Raw genomic sequence first — 24,099 nt, forward strand, 5'->3', positions numbered from 1 at the left:
GTCTGCGGATTGATAGTAGCGGAAAGGGAAAGTACCACCCAATCCCCCAACAGAAAGGGGGTGAGAAATGATGGAAACGAACCCATACGACTATTACGAACAATGCCGGTTTGATGCTTTCTGCAAGGCGGTATTGCGCAACGAAGCCAGGGCCTACCTGCGGAACATGAAGCGTCAGCGAAACCGTGAATTGACGTTCAGCGATCTTTCCCAGGAAGAACTGGACAAGCTCTATGCGGTAGACCGCTACCCTAGCGACAGCTTTGTATTCAGCGCTCACGGGTACGAGTTACATATCGACAATGAGCTTGTAGCCGAAGCCTTTGCCAAACTGTCAAAGACAGAACAAAGCATTTTGATTCTGCACTGCGTTCTGGATATGGCGGACGGCGAGATCGGCAGCCTGATGGGCATGTCCCGCAGTGCCGTTCAGCGCCACAGGGCAAAGACCCTAAAAGCGTTGCGAGTAACATTGATGGCGCTCATGCCGGAAGGAGGTTGACGCGGATGAACCAGCCAAAACACAAAGGAAAGGCACTGTTACCCCTTTCGGTGAGCAAAGCTGCCTGCGCCGGTGATTCCGGGGCTGTGGAGTGTGTATTACGGTACTATGACGACTACATGAACAAGCTTTGTACCAGAACCCTCTACGACAAAGCCGGTTATCCCCATGTGTGCGTAGACGAGTATATGAAGCGCCGAATGGAAATCAGGCTGATCCAAGCGATGATGAAACCGTAATCTTGCGCTCATAGCAGAAAGCAAACAGCTTATCCCTTTCCCCGTCTGCTGACTGCCATTAGCCCAACTGCTCCTTGACAAATACGCCCGCAGGACAATGGCGGTGCGTCATAGGGCATACGGACACATTCTGTCTGCACCGAGCCGGACGGCGGGTGCGCCATGATGCTGGTTTCTACAAACACAGCGGAGCGACCACCACCCAGCCGCAACATAGGCGTGGCTGCTTATGGGCGACGACGTGCAGGCAGGACAATGATACTCCCTTACAGCCACAGTCCGAGCGTTAGAAGCGTCGCAGGCAATGGGTAGGGCCGTGTGAGAACCATACGGGGGTGAAAATCCCGTGGAGCTGGGCCGCCAGCCGTCCGTGTTTTGCCCACATTTACAAGAAACCTTTGTTTTGAACAGAAAGGGGGCCACATTATGAGTAATAACGATGTGCCTATTTGGGAAAAGTATACGCTTACTATTGAGGAAGCGTCGAAATATTTTCGTATTGGAGAAAACAAGCTGCGTCGCCTTGCTGAAGAAAACCCATCCGCTGGCTGGGTGATTTTGAACGGCAACCGCATCCAGATCAAGAGGCAAAAGTTTGAAAAAATCATTGATTCTTTGGACACAATCTAGTGAAAAAGAGCCTTGACTATGCTATAATACCCTTAGAGCGTGTCAAGGCTCTTTCCGTCATGGAAAGGAGCATGACGAAATGTCAAAAAAAGAACGAGATGAAAAAAGACGGGATAACAAAGGCCGCCTTTTGAAATCTGGAGAGAGCCAGCGACCAGACGGAAGATACGCCTACAAATATACAGATACCTTTGGAGAAGTAAAGTTTGTATACTCATGGAAGTTAGTCCCCACGGACAAAATCCCTGCCGGAAAACGCCCGGATATTTCTCTGCGTGAGAAAATCAAGCAGATACAAAAAGACCTTGATGATGGGATTGACACCATCGGAAAGAAAATGACCGTGTGCCAGCTTTATGAAAAATATATCCGGCAGCGGGGCAATGTGAAGCGGGGAACCCATAAGAGCCGCCAGCAGTTGATGAAACTGTTATCCGACGATAAGCTTGGGGCGGCCAGCATCGACAGCGTGAAGCTGTCTGACGCCAAAGAATGGGCCTTGCGTATGCAGGAAAAGGGCGTGGCTTATCACACCATCTGCAACGGCAAGCGTTCCCTGAAAGCCATTTTTTACATGGCCGTACAGGACGATTGCCTCCGCAAGAATCCCTTTGACTTCCAGATCAATGAGGTTATCAACGACGATACCGTACCAAAGGTGCCGCTTACCCCTGCACAGGAAAAGGAGCTTTTGGAGTTCATGCAGAACGATCCTGTTTATGCCAAGTATTATGACGAGGTATTGATTCTGCTGGAAACCGGGCTTCGCGTTTCCGAACTCTGCGGCCTGACGCCTGCCGACCTGAATTTTGAAAAGCGCTGTGTGAATGTAGACCACCAGCTTTTGAGAAGTACCGAGGACGGCTACTACATCGAAGCGCCAAAGACTGACAGCGGCTATCGCCAAGTGCCGATGAGCGCAGCAGCCTATGAAGCGTTTCAGCGCGTGCTGCACAGGCGAAAAAATGGAAAAGGCGTTGTAGTTGACGGATATAAGGGCTTCCTGTTCTTAAACCGGGACGGGCTGCCGAAAGCGGCTGTCCACTATGATGCTATGTTTCAGGGCCTTGCCAAGAAGTTCAACAAGTTCCATGCGGAACCGCTGCCCGAAGTCATGACGCCACACACCATGCGGCATACATTCTGTACCAGAATGGCAAACGCAGGCATGAACCCCAAGGCATTGCAGTACATCATGGGCCATTCCAATATCGTTATGACGCTGAACTATTACGCCCACGCCACGTTCCATTCCGCACAGGAGGAAATGGAACGGCTGCAAGCCCAGGCACAGACCGCCGCAGCAGTCAACGCACAGCCTGCGCCAGAGAGCGCCCAGGAAGCCCAAGCCGCATAAAGCAGTGCGTAGAATGTACTACTGTTTGTACTACGTTTGAGAGCGGAAACATGAGGGGTAATAAAAATGTTTGTGAGGTTCTTCCGATAGGAAAAGTGCCGGAAAAGCCCCAAGTTACGAGCTATACCGGCATATAAGAAAACCTAAAGAGATAATCAGAAATCTATTAAATGATTACTATAAAAGTATAAATCGTTTTATATTTTTCTTATTTATCCCCTGTTATATTGGAAATACAGAAAGGAAGGGATGATATGAGAGCTGTTGCCGTAAAGAAAAGAAAGGGCTGGTTCCGGAAGGAAATGCCGTTCCACCTCATGCTGCTGCCTGCAGTGATAGTTACCCTTATTTTTAAATACATTCCTTTTGCGGGAATCTCCATGGCCTTTGAAGACTATACCCCGCTGAAAGGGCTTTTCCGGCAGAAATGGGTGGGCCTGGATAATTACCAATACCTCTTTTCCCTGCCGGGCTTCGGGAGCGTTATCTGGAATACCCTGTTTATCGCGGTAATGAAGCTGGTGGGTAACCTGATTTTCCCGGTGCTGGTAGCTTTGCTGCTGAATGAAATCCGGGCAAGGCATTTTAAGAAAACCGTGCAGACGGTGCTTTACCTGCCCCATTTCATATCCTGGGCGGCGTTGGCAGGCATTTTTATAGACATTCTTTCCCCGTCGGGCGGGATTGTGAACCAGCTGCTGTCGGCTGTTGGGCTGAAACCGGTATTTTTCCTCGGGGATTCCGCCGTTTTCCCTTATACCATGGCGGTAACCGACATCTGGAAGGAGCTGGGCTGGGGAACCATCGTTTATCTGGCGGCGATTACGGGTATCGACCCCACCTATTATGAGGCGGCGCGGATGGACGGCGCAGGGCGGTTTAAGCAGGTGCTGTATGTGACGATTCCCAGTATTCTTCCCATGATTCTCCTCATGATGGTACTCAGTGTGGGAAATGTCCTGCAGGCAGGCTTTGAACAGGTATTCAACCTGTACAGCCCCCAGGTATATTCCACAGGGGATATCATTGATACCTATGTGTACCGTATCGGTGTCATTGAAGCGAAGTTCGATTTGGCTACTGCCGTGGGGCTTTTCAAATCCGCCATATCCTTTGTGCTTATCATCGCGGGATATAAACTTGCCGATAAGCTTGCCGGCTACAAAGTTTTCTGAGGCTATGGCCGTTCGTGAGGCCTCACGAACAGTCATTTGATGAGAAAGAGGAAGAAAGTTTGAAAGTTCCTTTCAAACTATTCATTAATGCGGTATCGCAGGCTAGCCTGCGATATGCAGGGGGGATAAGAATGAAAATAAAAGAATCGCCATCCAGAAAATTGTTCATGATAAGCAACTATGTCCTGCTGGGCTTTTTGAGCCTTACCTGTCTGCTGCCGTTAATCAACCTGTTTGCCATATCCTTCAGCGCACGATCCATGGTGGATGCCAATACAGTCTCCTTCTGGCCCAAAGGTTTTAATACCGCGGCATACGAGTACATACTTTCCAACAAACAGTATTTCCAGTCTTTCGGAATTACCATTGCGAGAGTGCTGCTGGGTTGGATCATCAACCTGGTTCTGATTATCCTGGTGGCTTATCCGCTGTCTAAGGATGATCCCAGAATTTTCAGGTGCAGGAAATACTATACCTGGTTTTTCCTGGTGACAATGGTGTTTAACGGCGGCCTCATCCCCACCTACCTTGTGGTGAGCAGGATGCACCTGATCAATTCGTTCCTGGCATTGATTCTGCCGGAAGCGCTGCCCATGTTCTGTGTGCTCATCATGATGAATTTTTTCAGAGGGCTTCCCAAAGCCATTGAAGAGGCGGCTCTGGTGGACGGGGCAAACTGGTTTGTAACCATGTGGAAAATTTACCTGCCTCTCTCCAAGCCTTCCCTGGCGACGGTATCCCTGTTTGTGATTGTTAACCATTGGAATGCCTGGTTTGACGGCCTGATTTATATGAATCTGCCGGAAAAATATCCGCTGATGACCTACCTGCAGTCCGTGGTTTTGAAATTTGATGTTACCAAGATTACCTCGGAGCAGCTGATGCGCAATCCCCATCTGATGGAAGTGACCGGAAGGGGGATCAAGGGGGCTTTGATTTTATTGTGTACGGTTCCCATTCTTCTGGTATATCCGTTCCTGCAGAAATATTTCGTGGCGGGAGTGGTGATGGGAAGTGTGAAGGAATAAATAAATAAGGAGGGTTTTACGTTTATGAAAATCAAAAAAATAACAGCGCTGTTTCTGACAGCGGCAATGACGGTATCCCTGGCGGCCTGCGGAGGTGGCGGGGATACGGGAACCTCTTCCGGCACTGCGGGCGCCGGAAGTACGCAGGAAGGCACGCAGGCCGATGCAGGCAAAAATGTGGAGCTGACCTATATGCACAAGCTCAACGGTACGGAAAAATACGTGGGAAGCGATGATATCAACAATAACGTGTATACCAGATGCTATCAGGACGAGCTGGGCATTACTCTGAAATATACCATTGCGGCAGCAGGAGATGATTATACCCAGAAGCTTACTATGGCTATTGCCTCCAATGATCTTCCCGATCTGATGGATCTGCCTCCGGAGGAGTTCTCCGAGCTGGCGAATGCAGGGATGCTTGCGGATATAACGGATGCCTATGATACCTATGCCTCCGACCTTCTGAAGGAAACGATTGAGGCAGACGGCGGGGTCCAGCTGGCATCCGCCAAGGTGGACGGTAAGCTGTACGGCCTTCCCCAGCTGTCCGCAGCGGACGGTACCTGCGATCTTTTATGGATCCGTACCGACTGGCTGGAAAATCTGGGGCTTAAGGCGCCGTCCACGATGGACGAACTTCTGGAGGTAGCCCGGGCATTCCGTTATGACGATCCGGACGGAAACGGACAGGATGATACCTGGGGAATCGGTTTCCAGAAGGATATTGTGAAGGATGACGGAGCCAGCCCCGGAGGCTATGAAGGCTTTTTTGCAGCCTACGGCGCATATGCCAAGGCCTGGGTGAAGGATGAAAACGGCCAGATTTCCTATTCCGGCATCCATCCGGGAATGAAGGATGCGCTTGCACAGCTGAATCAGATGTATGAGGACGGCCTGATCGATCCGGAATTCGGCGTTAAGGATACCGTAAAGCTGGGGGAGGATATCGCAGCAGGAAAGGTGGGTATGTTCTACGGCCTGGAAGGAATGCCCTGGGGCGCCTGCAAGAGTAATATTGAAAATGATCCGGAAGCGGACTGGCAGTGTTATCCCATCGTATCCGCCACGGATGAACCGGCAAAACCTATCACTTATGTCAGGATTTCCCGTTACTATGCGGCAAATGCCAAATGTGAGAATCCGGAAGCCCTGGTAAAAATTGCGAACGTATTCCAGGATAAGATCAATTCCCTGGATGCCACGGAAGAAACGCTGAATACCTTTGGCGTGGATCCTTCCACCGGAATTAACTTCGCGGAATATGCTGCTTTTGCTATGGATCCCGCTATTCAGAAATGCAACACCTATTATAAAGAAATCAAAGATACCCTGAACGGTGAAAGCAAGGTGGAGGATATCCATCCGGAAGCTGCCAGATATTACAACGTAATCAAAAATTTCCTGGACAACGGCAGTAATAAAGGTACGGATTCCCTGGGATGGAATTACTATAAATTCATCGGGCCACAAGGCAGCTGGAACACTATCATCAATGATTACAAGGCAAATGACAAGCTGGTGCAGTCCGTATTCTTCGGCGCTCCCACCCCTACCATGAGCACCAACCTTTCCTCCATGGATAAAATGCAGGCGGAAACCTATGTCAACATTATTATGGGGACACAGGAGCCGGATACCTTTGATGATTTTGTAAAGAGCTGGAAGGAGCTGGGCGGCGATCAGATTACAACGGAAGTAAATGACTGGTATCATACCACCTTCGGCGATCTGCAGTAGGCAGTGATGGCTCAGACCTGTCAGGAATGCAACAGTAAGAAAAAAACGCAGCAGCTCTGTGCAGAGTGGGCGGCTGCAAAAAATCGGGCGGCTGGTTTTTATACGACACCCCGCCCGGATAAAAAAAGGATTATCATCCGGGAAGGCTTGCGATATGAAAGGAAATTACAATATATTTTACACGCCGGAAAAGCAATATCCGGGAATGCCCCATGGCGAGATGTGCGGAGACTTCATGCCCTTTTACTGGCAGGGGACCTACTATCTGTTTTACTTGTATAAATACTGTGTCTATGCGGTGGAAACAACGGATTTTGTAAGCTTTGGACAGCCCTTTCTGGTTCTGCGGAATGGATCGCCCGATGACCAGGACTGGCACATCGGAACAGGAAGTATATTTGCCCATGACGGCCTGTTCCTCTTCCATTATACCGGCTTCTGCGAAGGCAACCAGGATGTGGACGGCAAAAACGAGCAGGTGGTCATGCGGGCCACAAGCAGGGATTTAAAACATTGGGAAAAGGATACGGACTTTTATTTCCGGCCCGACACCAGATATTACGGAAACCTGCACTGGAGAGATCCCCATGTGATCTGGAATGAAGAGCTGGGGAAATTCTGTATGCTGATTACGGCAACCCAGAAAGAGGGCGCCTGTCTGCGGACCGGCTGTACCGCCGTTTATGTATCGGAGGATGTAAGAAACTGGGAGCATTACAAGACGCTTTATGCACCCCGTACTTTTATTACCCACGAATGCCATGACTGCTTCCGCATGGGGGATAAATGGTATTTGACCTTTTCCAATTACTCCCGCTGGTGGGAGACCAGATACCGTGTGGCGGACAGCTTTGACGGCCCCTGGGAGGTACCGGAACAGGACGATATGTTCGACGGCCGGGAATTCTATGCGGCGAAGTCCGTAACAGACGGAAACAAACGTTATATGGTCGGCTGGGAATCCATCCGGGAGGACTGCCGGGACAGCGGAAGGCATCTTTGGGGAGGCAATCTGCTGGTACACGAGCTTGTACCCCGGAAAGACGGCCGGCTGGGAGTCCGGCTGCCGGAAACCATCCGGAAGTCTTTCGGCAAGGCTCTGCCTATAGAAACAGTGCCGATGCAGGGAAGCTTCAGGGAGGATCCGGAAGGAATTACCGGTGATGTGCCTGACGGCTTCGGCTGGGCCGCGTTAGGCAGCCTGGAGGAGACCTGCCTTTTTCGTACAACCATTTCCTGGAAAGAAGGAACGGAAGCGGTGGGCCTGATGATCCATGCGGACGCCGCGCTGGAAAAATGGTGCCAGCTCCGTCTGGAGGTCCGCCATGGAAAAATCCTGATGGACCGCTATAACCGTGTGGACGGCGATCAGTCCTATCAGGATGAGAGGCCCGTCACCTTCCATAAAAACAAAGCGGAAATAACGCTGGTGGTCAGCGGGAATATCATGCTGGTATATGTGGACGATGTGGCACTGACCAGCAGATGTTATGAAATCGGGACAGGAACGGTAGGTGTTTTTGCGGAGTACGGAAGCGTGCGCTGTACACAGACGCAGCTGCTGGAGCAGGAAACGGCAGAGAATCCCATGGGTAAAAATTAGAAAATATGTTAAAAAGCGGTTTCTGGAACGGAAACGGTTCAAACTTGTCTGAACTGTTTCCTGGAATATTCCAAAAACCGCTTTTTTATCTACACCCTATTTTATATAGCAGATTGCTAAATGATATTAGAAAAGGTATAATAAATTAGGATTTCTAACGCAAACTTCGCAGGTGCCAAATGGCCCTCCGAAGTTTGCGTTTCTAAGAAGAATCTATCAATAAAGATGGAAAACCAGATAAAAATTCAGGCAGATATTTGAGTCTGTCCGGTAGTGGGGATAGAGAGGTAATTACATGAATTGTCCGTTGCCAATTGGGATTGAAGACTTTAAGGAACTTATAGAGAACAACTATTATTACGTGGATAAAACCGGATTCGTGAAAGAACTGTTGAATAACAGAAGTTTATTATCATGGATTTCTGGGCGGGCTTCTGAAAATGATGGAAGGTTATACTATCAAATCAAACCGGGAGAGCGGCCTTGGAAGAAGCGATCTCCTGCTGCTGTCCGCGCCTTATGAGGGAATTGCTATTATTATTGAGATTAAGGTGGCAGAAACCTATGCTCAATTAGAAGAGAAAGCAAAAGCGGCGCTGGAACAGATGGAAGAGAAGCAATACGATGCAAAGCTGAGATTGGAAGGATACCGTCACTTCATTAAGTATGGGATTTCATTTTATAAGAAGCTTTGCAGAGTTTTATGCAAATAAGTTCTGTGGAAGAGTGAAGATTTGAATTAGGGGTGGCTGATTATTTGTAATATGAACGCCCGCTAAGGGGTGCTGTGAAAAATTGAGAAATCTTATTTGCGTAAGGGAGGATTTTAATGCGTAAATATTGGCTGTTATTTTTCCTTTTATTAAGTTCCCTTTTTTTTATTTCATGCATGGGAGAACCTGACAAAAAAGAAACCCGGGAAGAAGATATAAACGTATCTCCTAATGTATTTGTTACAGAAATAGATAGGGTAATGAACAAGTATGAAATAAAAGATGGCATACTATATGGTTCCGGGGTCAATAATCTTGGACAGCTTGGTACGGGAGAAGTTGATGACTTATCAAAAGAATATGAACCATTGATAATAGCAGAGCATGTAAAGCATATTGACTTTAACGGTGAAACTCTCATATATATTACAGAAGATAATGAACTTTTTGGCGTTGGCCTGAACCATAGAGGGCAGCTTGGACAGGATATCAGATTTAATGATAATAGCCGTTATGCATATAATTCTATCCCAGAACCGGTAAAAATTCTGGAAAATGTAAGTTTTGCAGCTCTTGGGCAAGCACATATAATCGTTTTAAAGGAAGATGGAAGCGTATGGGCAATTGGGGATAATATGAATGGTCAGTTAGGCAATAAAAAAGAATGGGTAAACAACTTTTCCTCTCCTGATTCCTATTCCAATACACCTGTCCATGTTATGGATAATGTTGTTTCAATAGCTGTTAGCAGCTATAATTCTGCGGCGATTACACGGGATGGAGTATTATATTTGTGGGGAGATAACAGCTGTGGGCAAATTGGAAACGGTAAATCAGGAAATGGTTATCCAACTATTTCTGACTGTGTTTCAACACTGCCCGAAATGATAAAAACAGGCATAACAGATTTTCATTTCTATGTGAATGGACAGGGAAAGCTCCATTGTTATGCTTATAGTGAATGGAATAAAAAGGAATATAGATGGTGAAATTTTACGGAAGAAGAGTCTCTTGGCCAAATGAACATAATCTGTATGAGGAGACAGCAGGGCCGGCTACCCTTGCCGATGGTACAGGCAAAAACCCCGCTGCAAGCAACGGGGCTTCGAACTTAGGATACCTACACCAAAAAGTATGTTACTTGTTACGGCAGGTAGGCCCCCTGCTCCCGGAGGGCATTACGCAGCGTATCCGCAGGAAGCTTCCGCAGGGATCCCTTTCCGGCCAGTGCCCCTGCCGCGCCGGCGGCCATTCCGGTAATAAAACAGCAGGGCATGACCCGTGTGGAACCGTTCATTTCCCGGGTGGTGCTGATACATCTGCCGGCAACAAGCAGATTGTCGGTATTTTGGGGCAGCAGGCAGCGATAGGGTATTCCATAGCTGTTTCCTTTTCCATACCCTTTTTGATACGCTTCATCGAATGCGGTCTTTGCAGCAAACGGTGTGACGGCATGTAAATCAATGGGATAGCAGTAGCGCCCTATTTCGTCGGAAAAGACGGCATGTTTTTCGTAATCGGCAACCGAGAGGACATATTCGCCGAGAATACGCCTTGTCTCCCGGATCCCTAATACGGAGGCGGAGGAAATGGCGTCCGCTTTTTCATAGCCTTCCAGATAATGGGTGTAATAAGTAACGTATTCCGTCATTCTCCTGCGGGCATCCAGGATTCCTTTGGTAAGCTGTTCTTCGTCCGTACCGTCTATGCCGAATACATGTCCGATATTCCCCCCGCCCAAACTGCCTCGAAGCTTCCACATCCCGGGCAGGGACGGATCGGGAAGGGTAAATACCCCGTCACGAAAAGCCTGATCCAGCATTCTGGCATCCGGATCCTTTCCCAATTCGGCGATGGCGCGGTTCCAGTCAATCCCATTCCAGAGTGTGCATAGGGTAGCCGGCATCATACGTCCCTGACTGTCTCCCTTTTCCCACCTGGCGCCTGCTTTTACAGCCAGAGTACCGTCTCCTGTGCAGTCTATATAGGTGTGCGCTTTGACAGCAAAGAGGTTTTCATGTCCTTTAAGAATGACGCAGTGAATCCTCCCTCTGTCGGCCTGGACATCCATAAACTGTGTATCGAATAACAATTCGCAGCCGCTTTCCGAGACAAGTCTGTCATAAAACAGTTTCAGTTTTTCCGTATAAACAGGATATTCCACAGCAGTATCGTCCGTATCCGGGCCATACATCGCATCGAAAACCTCCCGTCCGATACCACCCGCCAGAAAATGTACACCGTCGGAAAAACGCATGAAGGCAGGAACCCCTGCAAGCGTTGCCGCCCCTCCAAGACACTGTCCTTTTTCAGCAAGAAAGACCCGCGCTCCCATCCTGGAAGCCGTTACGGCTGCGGCAATACCCGCAGGCCCTCCTCCGGCAATAAAGACGTCCACCTGTTTTGTGACAGGTATCTCCCGTGTAAAGGTAATTGTTTCCATCTGTTCCCCCTCCTTAAAATAGTAATATATATTCTGCTGTCTAAAGGAGTTTCTGTCAAGCAATTGTTTGCGGATGTTTTCTGTGTTACACTATCCAGTAATTAAAAGCAGCGGTTTAGGGGAATCGCTGCAGGACGGAGGGGTGAGCTTTGGGTGATAAATATAAAGTGTTGATCGTGGAGGATGAGGTTCTTGTCAGAGGCGGCCTTAAAAGTGTTATTAGCTGGGGAAAACTGGGGATGGAGATCATCGGTGATGCTGCCAACGGGAGAGCTGCGCTGGAAATTTATGAGAAAGACAGACCGGATATTATTTTGACAGATATTAAGATGCCGGTGATGGACGGACTTGAAATGATTGCCAGAATCCGGGAAACGGATGAGAAAACAAAAATCGTCATATTAACCTGTTATGAGGAATTTGTGTATCTGCAGGAAGCCATGCGGATGGGAGTGTCCGATTATATATCCAAGCTGAAAATGAAGCCTGCCGAAATTGAGAAGGCTATGGAAAAGCTGAAAAGGGAATTGGACGAAAGCAGGGGCGGATCGGGAAGTGCGGCCGGTGAAAGAACAGGCCAGAAGGAGGATATCTTTAAACAATATATCTTTTACCATCAGATACCTATTGATATTTTCCGGGCACGTATTGGCGGCCTGCATTTGGGTGTCCGTGAAAAGGATATTGTCATGTGCCGGATGATGCTGGGAAAATATGAGAAAGTACAAACTAAGATATCAGATGCACAGGGAATGCTGATCCGGTTTTTGATCATGAATATGGCAGGAGAAATCATAAAGAGATACGGGGAAGGAGAAATTATTCAGGAGAAGGAGGACTGCTATCTCCTCCTGATTAACGTGGATAATACTGCGGGAGAGAAATGCCAGGAATTAAAATATGTGCTGCAGGAGGTGTCCCGCATCCTTTCCGGTTATCTGGATTCCCATGTGATCTGGGGGATCAGCAGAGTCTATGGATCCTGGGACAGGCTTCCCGAAATGTACCAGGAATGCTGCAGGGCTATGAAACATGCATACCTGGAAAAAGGCATCCTGTTTCCCTATGGCATGCGGGATGCCTCCGAAGGGCTGGAGCTGCAGGCAGTCCGGGAAGCCGGCAGGCAGTTCCTCCCTTTCACTCCCTTTTGCGGTGCGCAGCTGGACGGACTTATGAAGCAGCTCACTTCTTATGCCTCGGAGGAAGAATTAACGAAAGAAAATGCGGATGATGCGCTGCTTCATTTCCTGTACCGGTGTAAGGAAAAGCAGCAGGATTTCAGCGAAGAAATGCTGCAAAAGGCAGCAGGGCAGATCCGGGAGAGCACTACCTTCCCTGACGCGGTGCAGACGGTTGTGACTTGCTGCCGGGAAGGTTTCGAACGACGGAATGAACTGAGCGTGGAGATTTACGAAGCGGTCCGGTACATAGAGGAGCATTTAAGCGGAAAACTGACATTGAACCAGGTGGCCGGCCACATCGGGCTGAGTCCCAATTATCTGAGCAGCCTGTTTAAAAAGGAGCTGCATATCAGCTTTGTGGATTATATTACGGAAAAACGGGTGATAAAGGCGAAGGAGCTTCTGCTGGAAACGGATTTAAAAACGCATGAGGTGGCGGAGATCACAGGTTTTGCGGATGACAGCTATTTCAGCAAGACTTTTAAAAAGATTACAGGCAGGCTTCCAAGCTCTTTCCGGAAAAGGACAAAAATATGAAAATACCGGTTTACCGAAGTGTATTTACCAAAATGATCCTGGCGCTTTCCGTCAGCTTCCTGGTGATTATCTCGGGCAGCTTTCTCTATATCTACGCCAGTGTGAGGGATTCCCTGAAAGAAAAGACAGACTCGGAAAAAATACAGAATTTCAGCCAGCTGGAGCACAACATTGATATGCTTGGCAAGGAAGTGGAGTTGATTTCAAGAAGGCTCATCAGTGAAACGGCCCTTACGGATTTGGTATTCGGCGTGGGGGAGGAGAACAGCCGGGAAGTAATTTTAAAGGCGGATCTGTTCCGGGAGATGGAAAAGGTTTTTACAGAATATACCTATGTGGAATCCATTTGTTTCTATAATTCCGAGGACCTGACTCTGATCGCGGATAAGGAACAGAATATTCTGATGAACAGCAGGGATTCCAGGGGAAGATTCTATGAGGAGCAGATTGCGGACAACGGCTATGGTGCAGGGAACGGAGTGAAATGGTACGGCGGCTATACAAACGGTGATTTCAAAATTAAGGCCCTGCAGAATGAAGGGCGGAAAAAAATCAATTACATCACCGCCTGCCGCCCGGTTTACTGGGGGTCCCATACCGCCTGGCTGGTGATTAACATTAATCTGGATTATTTCACTGATATTTATAATTCCCCAGATAAGGAAAACATCCAGCTGAGCACGACATACATCATTGATGAAAGGGGAAAAACGGTTTCCCATTTGGACAAGGCCGTCATTGGGAAAGAGAAGGATAAACAATATATCCGCAGCAAAAGTGAAGGGCCTTATACCTTTGAAGAAGGAAACCAGCAGATTCTCTGCTACCCCCTTCATCTGAACGGCTGGACAATGGTGAATGAAACACCGCTTTCCGTTATCCTGAAAGATATCAAGGATATCCAGATTGTTTTCCGCATTGCGGTAATTGCAGTGGCGGCCTTATCCATATTTTTTACAGTATTCTGGGTACGGTATATTACCCGCCCCCTTTCGGATACTGTGGAGGCCATGAAATGTATGGAAAACGGGATGCTGGGAATTACTCTTGTGCAGAAGACCAAGGGCAGGGATGAGATAGGTCTGCTGGTCAGCCAGTTTAATCAGATGTCACAGAAGATCAGGCAGCTTGTGGAAGAAAACACAAGGATGGAGGAAAACAAACGGGAGATGGAGATTAAAATGCTGAAATCCCAGATGAATCCCCATTTTTTATACAATACCTTAAATACGATAAAGTGGATGGCAATTATGAAGGGTGAGGACAGCATCGTGGACTGTACCAGCGCCCTGGGAGATTTGCTCCAGCCACTGTACAGGGATAACCGTACCTTCTGGAGCCTGGAAAACGAAAAAAATTATATAATAAGCTTTGGGAAAATCATGAATTACCGGTACGGGGAGAAGGTTGCTTTGCAAATTGACATAAAGGAAGAGTTGTATGGAGCTGAAATCCCCAAGTTTGTCCTTCAGCCGATTGCGGAGAATGCTTTTCTATATGGGGTTTCGGAAAAGGAGGAAATTACGGTAATAACCATCTCCGGCTGGCGGGAAGAAGGGGATCTCCTTCTGCGTATTTCGGATAACGGTGAGGGGCTGGAAGAAACAAAACTGGTACAATTAAGAGAAAGCCTCCATGAGAGCCTTAATGAAAGCCGGGAAACCAATCATATAGGGATTTCCAATGTACATCAGAGGATCCAGCTGTTGTACGGGCCTGGCTACGGCCTTGAAATAGACAGTATAAAGGAGAGGGGCTTTTGCGTAACCATGCGGCTTGCTTTCGATAAGCCGTAATATTTTTGTATAAATCCACAGATTTTACCAGAACACCGCCGGGGCACCGGAAATCTGATATGATTTTTGTAAAAATCGGAAGAATGTTTATTGAGCATTCCTCCGGTTTTTATTATTCTTGTTTTATCGAAAGGGGGTTACCACATGCCGGATATAAAGATACGGAAAACCCTGGTGGAACGGCTGGGGAGGAAAAAAGTAAGGGGGTATAAATATCTGCTGATTGCAGTACCATTTCTGCTGTATGTATTCGCTATGAATTACGTGCCGCTCATCGGTTGGATTTACACCGTGTTTGATTACAAAATGGGCCAGCAGTTCCTGGATTTCGGCAATCTTACGTTTATCGGTCTGGATAATTTCAGAAAATTATTTGCCGAACATTCGGAGGTGCTCCGGGTCCTGCGCAACACGCTTGTAATGAGCGCGCTCACGCTTCTGGCAACACCGTTTCCCGTGTTGTTCGCCATCATGATCAATGAGTTGAAGGGAAAATATTTTAAGAAGTTTGTCCAGACAGCCACAACGCTTCCTAATTTCATCAGCTGGATCATTGTGTATGGGATTGCCTTTTCTTTTTTCTCCATGAATGGGTTTGTCAATATGGTACTGAAGAAATTTGGAATCGATATAGCGGGCGCGGGGATTATGGGAAATCCGGATTACGTATGGCTCTTCCAATGGTTCCTGAATATCTGGAAAACGCTTGGCTGGTCGGCAATTATTTATATCGCTGCAATTGTGGGGATAGACGGTGAGTTATTTGACGCGGCGCGTGTGGACGGGGCCAATAAGCTTAAAACGATATGGCATATTACCATACCGGGAATTATGCCCACCTATGTGGTCATGTTCCTTCTGGGAGTCAGCAATATCCTGTCAAACGGATTTGACCAGTATTTTATGTTTTACAATTCCGTAGTGGCGGATAAGATAGAGGTCCTTGATTATTATGTATATAAAGTCGGATTCCTGATCAACGATTATCCTTATTCGATTACGCTGGGAATGCTGAAATCACTGATAAGTATTGTGCTTTTGTTTACAGCAAATATGCTGTCCAAAAAGGTCAGGGGAGAATCCATCGTATAAGGAGCGTGAATTTGCCATGAGTAAGAATAAGATTAAAGTCTCTCTCTCGGAACGTATTCTGCAGATTGTTATTTATTGTTTGGTAACGCTGTTCGTCATCCTGTGCGTCTATCCTTTTTATTATCTGATTATTTATTCTCTGTCCGATCCGACGCTGGCTGCCAAGGGCATATATCTGTTGCCGAAAGGTTTTACCTTCTCCATATATCAGAGAATATTTGAAAAGACGGATTTCGGGCACGCCTTCCTGATATCGGCATCCAGGACCATTATCAATACAGGGCTTTGTATTCTTGGCTCCTCCCTGTTTGCGTACCTGGTCACCAAAAGGGATATGATAGGAAGAAAATTTGTATACCGGTTTGTGGTGATTACGATGTATATCGGGGCCGGTCTGATACCTTACTACATAACCATGAAGGCCTATCACCTGAAGGATACCTATTTTCTCTATATCATTCCGGGAATAATCAACGCCTTCTATGTGATTCTGATTAAGACATTTATCGAGCAGATACCGCCTTCCCTGGAGGAATCGGCGGAAATGGACGGAGCCGGTTTCCTGAGGACCTATGCGAGTATCATCATGCCTCTCAGTAAACCGATTATAGCGACGGTTGCGGTTTATGCGGCTGTGGGGGCATGGAATTCCTGGCAGGATAACTATCTGCTGGTGACGAATCCAAAGCTGCAGACGGTGCAGCTGATATTGTACAATTGCATTAATGACGCGCAGAGGATTGCGGACAGTATGAAAAACGGGGCGATTATGTCCCCGGGAACGGTAACCGTGTCGGCGGAAAGCCTGCGGATGGCTACCACGGTGGTGGCGGTTCTGCCGGTGATGCTGGTCTATCCTTTTTTACAGAAGTATTTTGTAAAAGGAGTAATGCTGGGGGCTGTTAAGGGATGAAACCCTTCAGGTATAAAAGAACCAGAGAATGGGATTGGGAGGTAAGAGCAATAATGAGAAAAACAAAATTATGGAAGAAAACAACGGCAGTTCTTGTGTGTACGGCAATGCTGGCAGGCCTGGGCGCCTGTTCGAAGGAAACGGAAACCGGCGGTGCCGGGACGGCTGCGCAGGCAGAGAGTGCCAAAGCCGGAGAAGAAGCGGATGACGGGGAGGAAGTTATTACTCTCACGGTTATGGGAGAGGTGGGAAATGACTGCATTTCCATCGATGATGCTATCGGACGTAAAATCAAAGAAGAACTGGGAATCGTGCTGGAATGTACCATGGTAACCAATGATAAGCTGAAGGTTATGGCGGCAGGAGGGGATCTGCCGGATATTATAGAACTTCATGAAGCGCCTACTATGGCAAAGAGCCTGATTGACGCCGGAGCTTTATATCCCATGGACTCCTGGCTGGAAAATAACGGGGAAAATATTAAAACCAAGCTTCCGGACGGCCTGAAATGGTCAAAGGATGTCCTGGGCGGCGGCCAGACCTATGTCCTTCCCGTTGCCATTGAAGTGACTGATAAGGAAAATCCCAAGAAAAACGGATTTGTAAGTTTCTTTACAAGATGGGATTACTATAAGGAGCTTGGCTGCCCGGAAATCGCTTCGGAGGATGATTATCTGAATGTGCTGAAGCAGATGGTGGATGCCCATCCGGAAACGGAGGACGGAAAGAAGGTTTACGCCTTGTCGGGATGGACGGACTGGGGCCTTTGGCCTTATAAAATTTCCTATCCGTTCAGCTTCGGTTATGAAAACCTGGATAACAACCAGCTGTTCAGCCATGTAACCGGTGAACTGGAGGATATGTTTACTAAGGAGGACGGTATTTTCTGGAAGAGCCTGGCATTTTTTAACAAAGCCTACCGTATGGGAATCATGGATCCCGAAGCCTTTACCATGAAAAATGCGCAGTACCATTCCAAGGTCGCTAATGGTGAGGTACTGGTAGCCGCCGCGAACTGGGATACGCCGGATCTGGCAATATGCGGCGAAAATGCAGGAATGTATGTACTGCCCGGAGCGTTCCCTTATATTGCAGGTATCTATCCGCTGGAAAGCAGACTGGGCTATACCACCACGAATGCTATCTGCATCAGCGCCAACTGTAAATATCCGGAAAAAGCCATGGAACTGCTGGAATACCTGAACTCCGATGAAGGATCCAGATTGGTACGCACAGGGATACAGGGGGAAGACTGGGATGTTGTGGACGGGAAACCGGAACTGACAGGAAAGCGTCTTGACAACTTTATTAGCAACAATACAAAAGAAAAGGATTATGCGGAAAAAACAAGCCCCCAGGGAATCGGCAAATATGCCTGGATGTGTTCTACCCAGGCTATCAATCCCGCGGCGGACGGATATCCCTATGATTTGACGAACGCAAAGGAATATACCATGCTTAGCGTATCGGCTGCAGATAAAGATTTTTCAGATTACTATAGCGCAGGTAAGGCACAATATCCCGGAGAAGCCTATGTACAGCTGGTAGAGGACGGGAAGATGAAAGCGCTGGATACCAATCGGATAACCGGAAAGCTGATGGAGCCTGTATCGGATGAAGCGGTTAAGATTTTCTCTAAGGCGGATGAATATTTCCAGGCCAATATTGCCAAAATCATAACCTGCGAGGATGAGGCGGCCTTTGAAACACAAAAACAGAAAATGATCACCGATATACTGGCAATGGGATATGAAAAAGCACTGACCCAGGTGCAGGAGCAGTTTGCAAAAGCGAAGGAAATGGAAAAACAATTTCAGTAAAACAGGCAAAGGAACGGATAAACAGATTAATAAAAAGGAAGGGGCTGAAAACCACAGGTTTTCGGCCTCACCGGCTGATGTGGTTACCGTTGGGAAGCAAGGGGATAATTATGAAAAAATATAAGGTATTATTTGGTTCTGCGGACAGGGAAGATGCGGGCAGGACCAGACTGAAGGGCAGAATAGGGGAAATGGAGCAGAGGGTTTTGAGCAGGCTCCGGGGACCGGAATTCAATGAATTGTTTCTGATAGCGGATCTTGATTTTAATCAAAAGCGCTGGTTCACGAATTACAGCGGGGATATATCCGGACGGTTTCTGGAGATCATGTCGCTTGCAGGAAACGGGAGTAAGGATTACCATCCGGCTCTTTCCTTTATGTTGGAAAAGATTCCGGAAAACCAGAGGGATGCGGGGCATTTCGGTATTCCGGTTGACTGGAGCGGGCCTATTGATTATGAACAGCCTATGCCGGACGGTACACAGCCTCCGGTTCCCCGGATGATGCCGATTCTGTGGGGGAGCAGCAGAATGTTTCCCGGCCTGATAGAAGCCTATCTGGCCTTTCAGGATGAACAAATGCTTGCCTGTGCCAAAAAGCTGGGGGATTTTTATATCAATACCAGAGAAGAGCTTGCATCACCCCTCCGGGTGGAGGAATACCATGCCACGGGCACCTATGCCGCGGGGTATGCCACCTGTTATTTTCCGGGTATGGAGGGGCTGGTAAGGCTTTATGAAGTCACGGGGGAAGATAAATACCTGGGTCAGGCAAGAAATATGGCGGATTTCAGAGAGAAATACGGGTTTGACCGGCTGCCCTTTGAACATACGCACGGATATCTCTGCTGCGTTTACAGCCTTTTGCTGATTTACAAAGAAAGCGGTGAAAAGCGATGGCTTTCCATGGCGGAGAAAAACTGGACGGATCTGGTGGAAGGCGGATACGTAACGCCAAGCGGCGGGCTGCTGGAAAAAGGAGTGCCTGGATTTCACCGGGATGAAGGTTGTTCCCAGGCAGATTGGATCAGGGTCAATTTATTATGTTATGAATTGACAGGTGAGGTGAAATATCTGGATATGGCAGAACGTGTGCTTTATAACCAGTTTCGGATCAATCAGTGTGAAACGGGCGGATTCGGCCATAGACGGGTACTCTATGATGAGTACGGAGTGGCAGGCTATGGGAAATATGAAGAAGAGGCGCTGTGGTGCTGCGACTTCCACGGAGCGATGGCATTACAGAACCTGAAAAAGTATGTGGTAATGAAACAAAAAAAGAAGGACGGCTCTTATTTCATTCCTTTTTTGTTTGATTTTGAAGCGCAGAATGAAGAGGTGTTTGTCAGCGTGGAAGAGATCGGGACATCCGGCGGTCTGAAGAGATGGCGGATTATGGGGAAGGCAGAAAATACAGGAACGGCAGAAAATACAGGAACGGAACACCCGGTGGAAATAGCCGTCCGTATCCCGGACTGGGCCGGGCCGTCCACCCTGTATGATGAGGGAGGAACTCCGCTTCCCGTAAGAATAGAAGCAAATATGCTGTACCTGCCAATCGGGAAAGAACCGGCGGTATATCTTTGGGAAGCCTTCTGCCCTGTATACCTGGAAGACAGATGCTTTCATAAAACACATCCGGGACAGGAAGCGGAGAAAAAAGGCTGCATTCTGCGCCAGGGGCCTGATTTGCTGGCAGCCAGGATCGGGGAAACGCAGCCTGCGGTAGTAGGCCGGATGGAGGATAACGGAGAGGCCGTATATATTTTCCATACGTCCCCTTCCGCCGCTAAATGACCCCGATCCAGTCGATCACGGAAAAGACCGCCATCAATACCGGCTGGTGCAGCATATAAACCGGCAGCGTATATTTCCCGAGAAGCTCCAGCGGCCTGCATTTCGGCCTGGACAGCATGGCGGTGAAAGCACCGTTTACCGCCGTCAGAAGCTTCCAGATAAAATATCCGGTGAAGAACAGGAAGATCCAGGGGAACAGGGGAAAATAATCCGTGGAATAAAAGCCATCGTAAGGAAAACCGAGAACCATCATCAGCCGCCCCTGGTACAAAAAGCGGGGGAGCGCAGCCAGCCGCAGCCCCTCAAAACCAAGATAGCCGGAGGAAATTTCACGGGTGAGCAGAAAAAGAAGAAAGCTTGCCGCAAGCCCCGGGAAAGCCGGAATCCGACGCAGGACGGGCTGCAGGACGGCGGTAATGAGCGTGGCAAGGCCGAAAAAGCTTAAGATCCCCATGATAACCAGGGAATCCGGCATGATAGCTGCGGTTGCCAGGGTGATGAGCAGGCCGCAGCCGCTGAGAATAAGCCCTCTTTTTACCGGACGGCGCCCCAGGCAGAAGCACATGCCGGATAAACAGATAAAGGTCCAGCAGATGCTCTGCTGCCACAGATACCCCGGTTCCTCGCGGAACCAGGGTATTTTTATATGAAACAGATAAGACAAATCATAAGCTCCGTGATAGGCGATCATGCTCAGAAGCGTCAGCCCCCTCACCAGATCCAGAAGCGAATAACGGGTACGCACTTTTTTTGCGCTCATTCCTGTCCCTTTCCATTTTTCAAAGACGGTATGTCAGGCTGTGCCATAGCTTGGCCGGCCGGTGCGCCGCTGCCGGGAAGCCGCAGCCTGCGCCGTCTTTCCAACACGACAATAAGGATAAATGCGGCCAGGCTGAGCAGACTGATAACGATTCCAAGGGCAAATCCGGTGGGGGAATAGTGCATTTCAATCGTATGCGCGCCCGGTTCCAGGGACAGGCTGATAAAGGTATCATCAAACAGCCCGGCCTGTACCTCTTCCCCATCCACCCGTATCTTCCAGCCCGGTTCATAGGGGACGCTGAGGAGCAGCTCTCCGGTCTGGCTTACATCAATATGGCCTTTGATATGTGTGGAATCAAAGGAGTCCACCGTCATGGTTTCCTGGCTCAGGATATCGATGGCCCGGGCCATAACCGTTTCGTCCAGGCGGTAAGCGGAAAGGCTTAACGAACTGCTGTCCTCGGAATGCAGAGAGATTACGTCCCCTTCGTCATGCCAGCCCAAATCACAGATATAGCGGTATTTCAGTTTGGTAAAGGATTTGGAAAGGGATTCCGATTCCATTTTCAGGGTATCCACCTTGCCGTTGTTTACATAAGCATAATAGTGGCCGCTCTGCTCCACGGTTATGGTGGTGGCGCTGCCGTCCTCCTGGGTGCCCACACCGGTGAACAGCGCTTCGTCCAGTCCCAGCGCCCGTACCATCAGGTTCTGGGTTTCCACCGGATTGCTGCCCTCCCGGTCCAGCACCTTTTCCAGGACATCGGTCTGGGTATCTTCTATATTCCCCAGAAATTCATCCAGCATTCCCCCGTTTTCCGTTTCCGTCTCGTTTGGCTGCGCGGCTGTGCCATCCCCGTTTTCCCCGGAAGCTGTCTGGGAGTTGCCGGAGGAGGTATTGAACCCGGGATGGTTGCTTACCATAAAGCCCAGAGGGAGAGTGTATTTACATTCATACAGGTAGATATCCCCTTCACTGTCAATCAGCGTATACAGGTTCGGATCCTCCTGGGAGGATTTGGAGAACATATACCGCACCGAAAGAAGGGAAGAGGTAAAGGGCGTCGCGCCGTCAAAGCAGTAGAATACCTTGCTGTGGCTCATCCCCAGTTTTTCGTAGAACTCCTCCACATGGCCGTTTGCCGTGGAAGAGAATAAAGAAGCCGTGGGATAGCCGATCATGGTGCCGTCATTTTTGGTCACCCGGCTGAATTTTTCAAACCGGTAAAAGTCCGGATCCTGTTCCTGGATCCGTTCCACCAGCGTCCGGTAATTGTCATGGTTTTCCAGATATTTGCTGCGGCTGGTTACGGATACGCTGGTCTGGTACATATTGACGGAGGCTTCCGTCGTCACGGCCAGCAGTGTGAGGACGGCCAGCAGCTTCAGGCTGAAATTCCTTTTCTTATAATAATAGAGGAAAATCCCATATAGGCATAAAAATGCGGCCGTGAGCAGGAAGGTTTCCACAGGAAAGGCTTCTTCGTTGTCGATGAGCTTTTCGCACAGGAGGACAAAACCCAGGGAAAGGCAGAAACTGACTCCCAGCGCTTTGTAGGAGCACTCCCGGATGCGCAGGATCGCTTCGCAGCAGAGGGTGAGCAGCAGGAAAATGTACATAAAGGACTGTCTGCAGGGCAGGGAGTCCGGATAATTCATGCCGTGCCATATGAAATTCAGCATATTGGCGGAAAAGCTCACCAGCATAAAAGCCAGAAGGCCGATACGCAGCGCCTTATCCCGCAGGGAAATTTTCCCGTTGGCTATATAAAGGGGGACCAGAAGGAAAACCGCCACGCCGCAGTAGATATTCGGCCAGTGATCCAACCCCGTTTCCACAGCCACGTCCATACAATGCCGTGCCAGCATATCGATGGTGGAAAAATAAAAGGTCAGCTTGGAAGGGAAATTGATATCGCTGAATTTGGTCAGATGCAGCGCCGAATACTCCGGAATGAGCAGAATGGCGGCCATTCCTCCTGCCAAAGCGGAAAATAAGGCAAAACGCAGAATAGCCTTCCCGATATGGCGGAAGGTATGGCATTTGGTCAGCAGCAGTACCAGGAAATACAGAACCAGGAAGATGCAGACCATAATGGATATATAGTAGTTGGACAGGATGCACAGCCCTAAGCTGATGCAGTACAGCTTATATTTTCCTTCCGTTACCAGTTTTTCCAGCCCCAGGGCTATCAGCGGGAAAAGGAAAATGCAGTCCAGCCACATGACATTCCAGTTGTAGGCGGCAAGATAGCCGGACATGGCATAAAATACGGCGAAGGGGACCACAGCCACGCTCCGGGTTTTAAAATGTCTGGTAAGATACCAGGCGAAGGTAAAACCGCAGAAGCCGATTTTGAGGATGACCAGATAGGACATGAATTCTATCAGGTACTGATCCGGGAACAGCACAACAAGCCAGTTGAAGGGGCTTGCCATATAATAAGCATACAGAGCCAGGAAATTGGTTCCCACCCCCACATTCCAGGAGTAGCCAAGGCTTTCATTGTTCCGCAGCTTGCTCAGCATCTCCGAAAGAAAGGGGACATATTGATGGTACATGTCGGAATGCATAAAGCTTTCGTCGCCGAAAGGGAAAATACCGTTAATGATGAAAATAGTGAGCATGATCAGAAACGGAATGGCGAAGGAAAGCAGGCAGACCCAGTTACTGCGGATACGGGAAAGCAAGGAAGGCGGGACGGAAGCAGGATGGGATTCGTTTTTCCGGGCCTGCCGGCCCGCCGTAATGTTATGCACAAATTTCATTTT

General features: G+C 48.6%; 20 protein-coding genes. 17 read left to right on the forward strand and 3 right to left on the reverse strand.

Annotated features, from left to right (window positions below; translation table 11 throughout):
* The first annotated feature begins 67 nt into the window (after window positions 1–67).
* From DXA36_RS16395 to DXA36_RS16450, 11 genes are all read left to right on the forward strand, one after another.
* On the forward strand, window positions 68–502 hold the full coding sequence (locus tag DXA36_RS16395) for a sigma-70 family RNA polymerase sigma factor (protein ID WP_009004404.1): 435 nt from the start codon (window positions 68–70) through the stop codon (window positions 500–502).
* A gap of 5 nt (window positions 503–507) precedes the next feature.
* Complete coding sequence (locus DXA36_RS16400) at window positions 508–741, forward strand: helix-turn-helix domain-containing protein (RefSeq protein ID WP_009004403.1); 234 nt, start codon at window positions 508–510, stop codon at window positions 739–741.
* Window positions 742–1,167: 426 nt separating this feature from the next.
* Window positions 1,168–1,371, forward strand: a complete 204-nt coding sequence (locus tag DXA36_RS16410) for an excisionase (RefSeq protein ID WP_002566648.1) — start codon at window positions 1,168–1,170, stop codon at window positions 1,369–1,371.
* A gap of 79 nt (window positions 1,372–1,450) precedes the next feature.
* A complete protein-coding gene (locus tag DXA36_RS16415) occupies window positions 1,451–2,728 on the forward strand; it encodes a site-specific integrase (protein ID WP_009004402.1) in 1,278 nt (425 codons plus the stop codon).
* A 254-nt stretch (window positions 2,729–2,982) separates the two neighbouring features.
* Window positions 2,983–3,903 (forward strand): ABC transporter permease, encoded by a 921-nt coding sequence (locus tag DXA36_RS16420; protein WP_118680568.1) that lies wholly within the window; start codon window positions 2,983–2,985, stop codon window positions 3,901–3,903.
* Window positions 3,904–4,034: 131 nt separating this feature from the next.
* Window positions 4,035–4,931: a carbohydrate ABC transporter permease gene (locus tag DXA36_RS16425; protein ID WP_118680569.1), complete on the forward strand. Its 897-nt coding sequence runs from the start codon at window positions 4,035–4,037 to the stop codon at window positions 4,929–4,931.
* Window positions 4,932–4,955: 24 nt separating this feature from the next.
* Window positions 4,956–6,671, forward strand: coding sequence for an extracellular solute-binding protein (locus DXA36_RS16430; RefSeq protein WP_118680570.1), 1,716 nt, complete (start codon window positions 4,956–4,958; stop codon window positions 6,669–6,671).
* Window positions 6,672–6,825: 154 nt separating this feature from the next.
* A complete protein-coding gene (locus DXA36_RS16435) occupies window positions 6,826–8,274 on the forward strand; it encodes a hypothetical protein (protein ID WP_118680571.1) in 1,449 nt (482 codons plus the stop codon).
* A 295-nt stretch (window positions 8,275–8,569) separates the two neighbouring features.
* Window positions 8,570–8,797, forward strand: a complete 228-nt coding sequence (locus tag DXA36_RS34255; RefSeq protein ID WP_118680572.1) for an AAA family ATPase — start codon at window positions 8,570–8,572, stop codon at window positions 8,795–8,797.
* On the forward strand, window positions 8,715–8,987 hold the full coding sequence (locus DXA36_RS16445; protein ID WP_118680573.1) for a PD-(D/E)XK nuclease domain-containing protein: 273 nt from the start codon (window positions 8,715–8,717) through the stop codon (window positions 8,985–8,987). Before DXA36_RS34255 ends, DXA36_RS16445 begins: the two co-directional genes overlap by 83 nt.
* A 116-nt stretch (window positions 8,988–9,103) precedes the next feature.
* Window positions 9,104–9,976 (forward strand): RCC1 domain-containing protein, encoded by an 873-nt coding sequence (locus tag DXA36_RS16450; RefSeq protein ID WP_118680574.1) that lies wholly within the window; start codon window positions 9,104–9,106, stop codon window positions 9,974–9,976.
* 155 nt (window positions 9,977–10,131) lie between these two features.
* Here the strand turns inward: DXA36_RS16450 and DXA36_RS16455 are convergent, their stop codons facing one another.
* The gene (locus DXA36_RS16455) at window positions 10,132–11,430 is read right to left on the reverse strand and encodes an FAD-dependent oxidoreductase (protein WP_118680575.1); all 1,299 of its coding nucleotides are present in this window, start codon (window positions 11,428–11,430) and stop codon (window positions 10,132–10,134) included.
* 149 nt (window positions 11,431–11,579) lie between these two features.
* Between DXA36_RS16455 and DXA36_RS16460 the strand changes: the two genes are divergently transcribed.
* The 6 genes from DXA36_RS16460 (at window position 11,580) to DXA36_RS16485 (ending at window position 20,565) form a co-directional block, all read left to right on the forward strand.
* The gene (locus DXA36_RS16460; RefSeq protein ID WP_118680576.1) at window positions 11,580–13,148 is read left to right on the forward strand and encodes a response regulator transcription factor; all 1,569 of its coding nucleotides are present in this window, start codon (window positions 11,580–11,582) and stop codon (window positions 13,146–13,148) included.
* Entirely contained in the window at window positions 13,145–14,944 is a 1,800-nt protein-coding gene (locus tag DXA36_RS16465) for a sensor histidine kinase (protein WP_118680577.1), read from the forward strand. Before DXA36_RS16460 ends, DXA36_RS16465 begins: the two co-directional genes overlap by 4 nt.
* 144 nt (window positions 14,945–15,088) lie before the next feature.
* The gene (locus DXA36_RS16470) at window positions 15,089–16,036 is read left to right on the forward strand and encodes an ABC transporter permease (RefSeq protein WP_118680578.1); all 948 of its coding nucleotides are present in this window, start codon (window positions 15,089–15,091) and stop codon (window positions 16,034–16,036) included.
* A gap of 16 nt (window positions 16,037–16,052) precedes the next feature.
* The gene (locus DXA36_RS16475; protein ID WP_118680579.1) at window positions 16,053–16,949 is read left to right on the forward strand and encodes a carbohydrate ABC transporter permease; all 897 of its coding nucleotides are present in this window, start codon (window positions 16,053–16,055) and stop codon (window positions 16,947–16,949) included.
* A gap of 53 nt (window positions 16,950–17,002) precedes the next feature.
* Window positions 17,003–18,769, forward strand: a complete 1,767-nt coding sequence (locus DXA36_RS16480) for an extracellular solute-binding protein (RefSeq protein ID WP_182479108.1) — start codon at window positions 17,003–17,005, stop codon at window positions 18,767–18,769.
* A 110-nt stretch (window positions 18,770–18,879) separates the two neighbouring features.
* Window positions 18,880–20,565 carry a beta-L-arabinofuranosidase domain-containing protein gene (locus DXA36_RS16485; RefSeq protein WP_182479109.1) on the forward strand — a complete coding sequence of 562 codons (1,686 nt, stop codon included), beginning with the start codon at window positions 18,880–18,882 and terminating at the stop codon, window positions 20,563–20,565.
* On the opposite strand, the gene DXA36_RS16490 is transcribed toward DXA36_RS16485, so the two are convergent.
* Both DXA36_RS16490 and DXA36_RS16495 read right to left on the reverse strand, forming a co-directional pair.
* Window positions 20,558–21,325 (reverse strand): heparan-alpha-glucosaminide N-acetyltransferase, encoded by a 768-nt coding sequence (locus DXA36_RS16490; protein WP_118680582.1) that lies wholly within the window; start codon window positions 21,323–21,325, stop codon window positions 20,558–20,560. The genes DXA36_RS16485 and DXA36_RS16490 overlap by 8 nt on opposite strands.
* On the reverse strand, window positions 21,322–24,096 hold the full coding sequence (locus tag DXA36_RS16495) for a YfhO family protein (protein ID WP_182479110.1): 2,775 nt from the start codon (window positions 24,094–24,096) through the stop codon (window positions 21,322–21,324). The genes DXA36_RS16490 and DXA36_RS16495 overlap by 4 nt, the downstream gene beginning before the upstream one ends.
* Window positions 24,097–24,099 lie beyond the last annotated feature (3 nt).

It is taken from the genome of Eisenbergiella sp. OF01-20 (assembly GCF_003478085.1).
In the GTDB taxonomy this organism is placed as follows: Bacteria; Bacillota; Clostridia; order Lachnospirales; family Lachnospiraceae; genus Eisenbergiella.

Excerpts from the sequence above, each read along its gene's own strand:
- DXA36_RS16395 (WP_009004404.1), top strand. The coding sequence starts at position 68 with ATGATGGAAACGAACCCATACGACTATTACGAACAATGCCGGTTTGAT.
- DXA36_RS16400 (WP_009004403.1), top strand. The coding sequence starts at position 508 with ATGAACCAGCCAAAACACAAAGGAAAGGCACTGTTACCCCTTTCGGTG.
- DXA36_RS16410 (WP_002566648.1), top strand. The coding sequence starts at position 1,168 with ATGAGTAATAACGATGTGCCTATTTGGGAAAAGTATACGCTTACTATT.
- DXA36_RS16415 (WP_009004402.1), top strand. The coding sequence starts at position 1,451 with ATGTCAAAAAAAGAACGAGATGAAAAAAGACGGGATAACAAAGGCCGC.
- DXA36_RS16420 (WP_118680568.1), top strand. The coding sequence starts at position 2,983 with ATGAGAGCTGTTGCCGTAAAGAAAAGAAAGGGCTGGTTCCGGAAGGAA.
- DXA36_RS16425 (WP_118680569.1), top strand. The coding sequence starts at position 4,035 with ATGAAAATAAAAGAATCGCCATCCAGAAAATTGTTCATGATAAGCAAC.
- DXA36_RS16430 (WP_118680570.1), top strand. The coding sequence starts at position 4,956 with ATGAAAATCAAAAAAATAACAGCGCTGTTTCTGACAGCGGCAATGACG.
- DXA36_RS16435 (WP_118680571.1), top strand. The coding sequence starts at position 6,826 with ATGAAAGGAAATTACAATATATTTTACACGCCGGAAAAGCAATATCCG.
- DXA36_RS34255 (WP_118680572.1), top strand. The coding sequence starts at position 8,570 with ATGAATTGTCCGTTGCCAATTGGGATTGAAGACTTTAAGGAACTTATA.
- DXA36_RS16445 (WP_118680573.1), top strand. The coding sequence starts at position 8,715 with ATGATGGAAGGTTATACTATCAAATCAAACCGGGAGAGCGGCCTTGGA.
- DXA36_RS16450 (WP_118680574.1), top strand. The coding sequence starts at position 9,104 with ATGCGTAAATATTGGCTGTTATTTTTCCTTTTATTAAGTTCCCTTTTT.
- DXA36_RS16455 (WP_118680575.1), bottom strand. The coding sequence starts at position 11,430 with ATGGAAACAATTACCTTTACACGGGAGATACCTGTCACAAAACAGGTG.
- DXA36_RS16465 (WP_118680577.1), top strand. The coding sequence starts at position 13,145 with ATGAAAATACCGGTTTACCGAAGTGTATTTACCAAAATGATCCTGGCG.
- DXA36_RS16470 (WP_118680578.1), top strand. The coding sequence starts at position 15,089 with ATGCCGGATATAAAGATACGGAAAACCCTGGTGGAACGGCTGGGGAGG.
- DXA36_RS16475 (WP_118680579.1), top strand. The coding sequence starts at position 16,053 with ATGAGTAAGAATAAGATTAAAGTCTCTCTCTCGGAACGTATTCTGCAG.
- DXA36_RS16480 (WP_182479108.1), top strand. The coding sequence starts at position 17,003 with ATGAGAAAAACAAAATTATGGAAGAAAACAACGGCAGTTCTTGTGTGT.
- DXA36_RS16485 (WP_182479109.1), top strand. The coding sequence starts at position 18,880 with ATGAAAAAATATAAGGTATTATTTGGTTCTGCGGACAGGGAAGATGCG.
- DXA36_RS16490 (WP_118680582.1), bottom strand. The coding sequence starts at position 21,325 with ATGAGCGCAAAAAAAGTGCGTACCCGTTATTCGCTTCTGGATCTGGTG.
- DXA36_RS16495 (WP_182479110.1), bottom strand. The coding sequence starts at position 24,096 with ATGAAATTTGTGCATAACATTACGGCGGGCCGGCAGGCCCGGAAAAAC.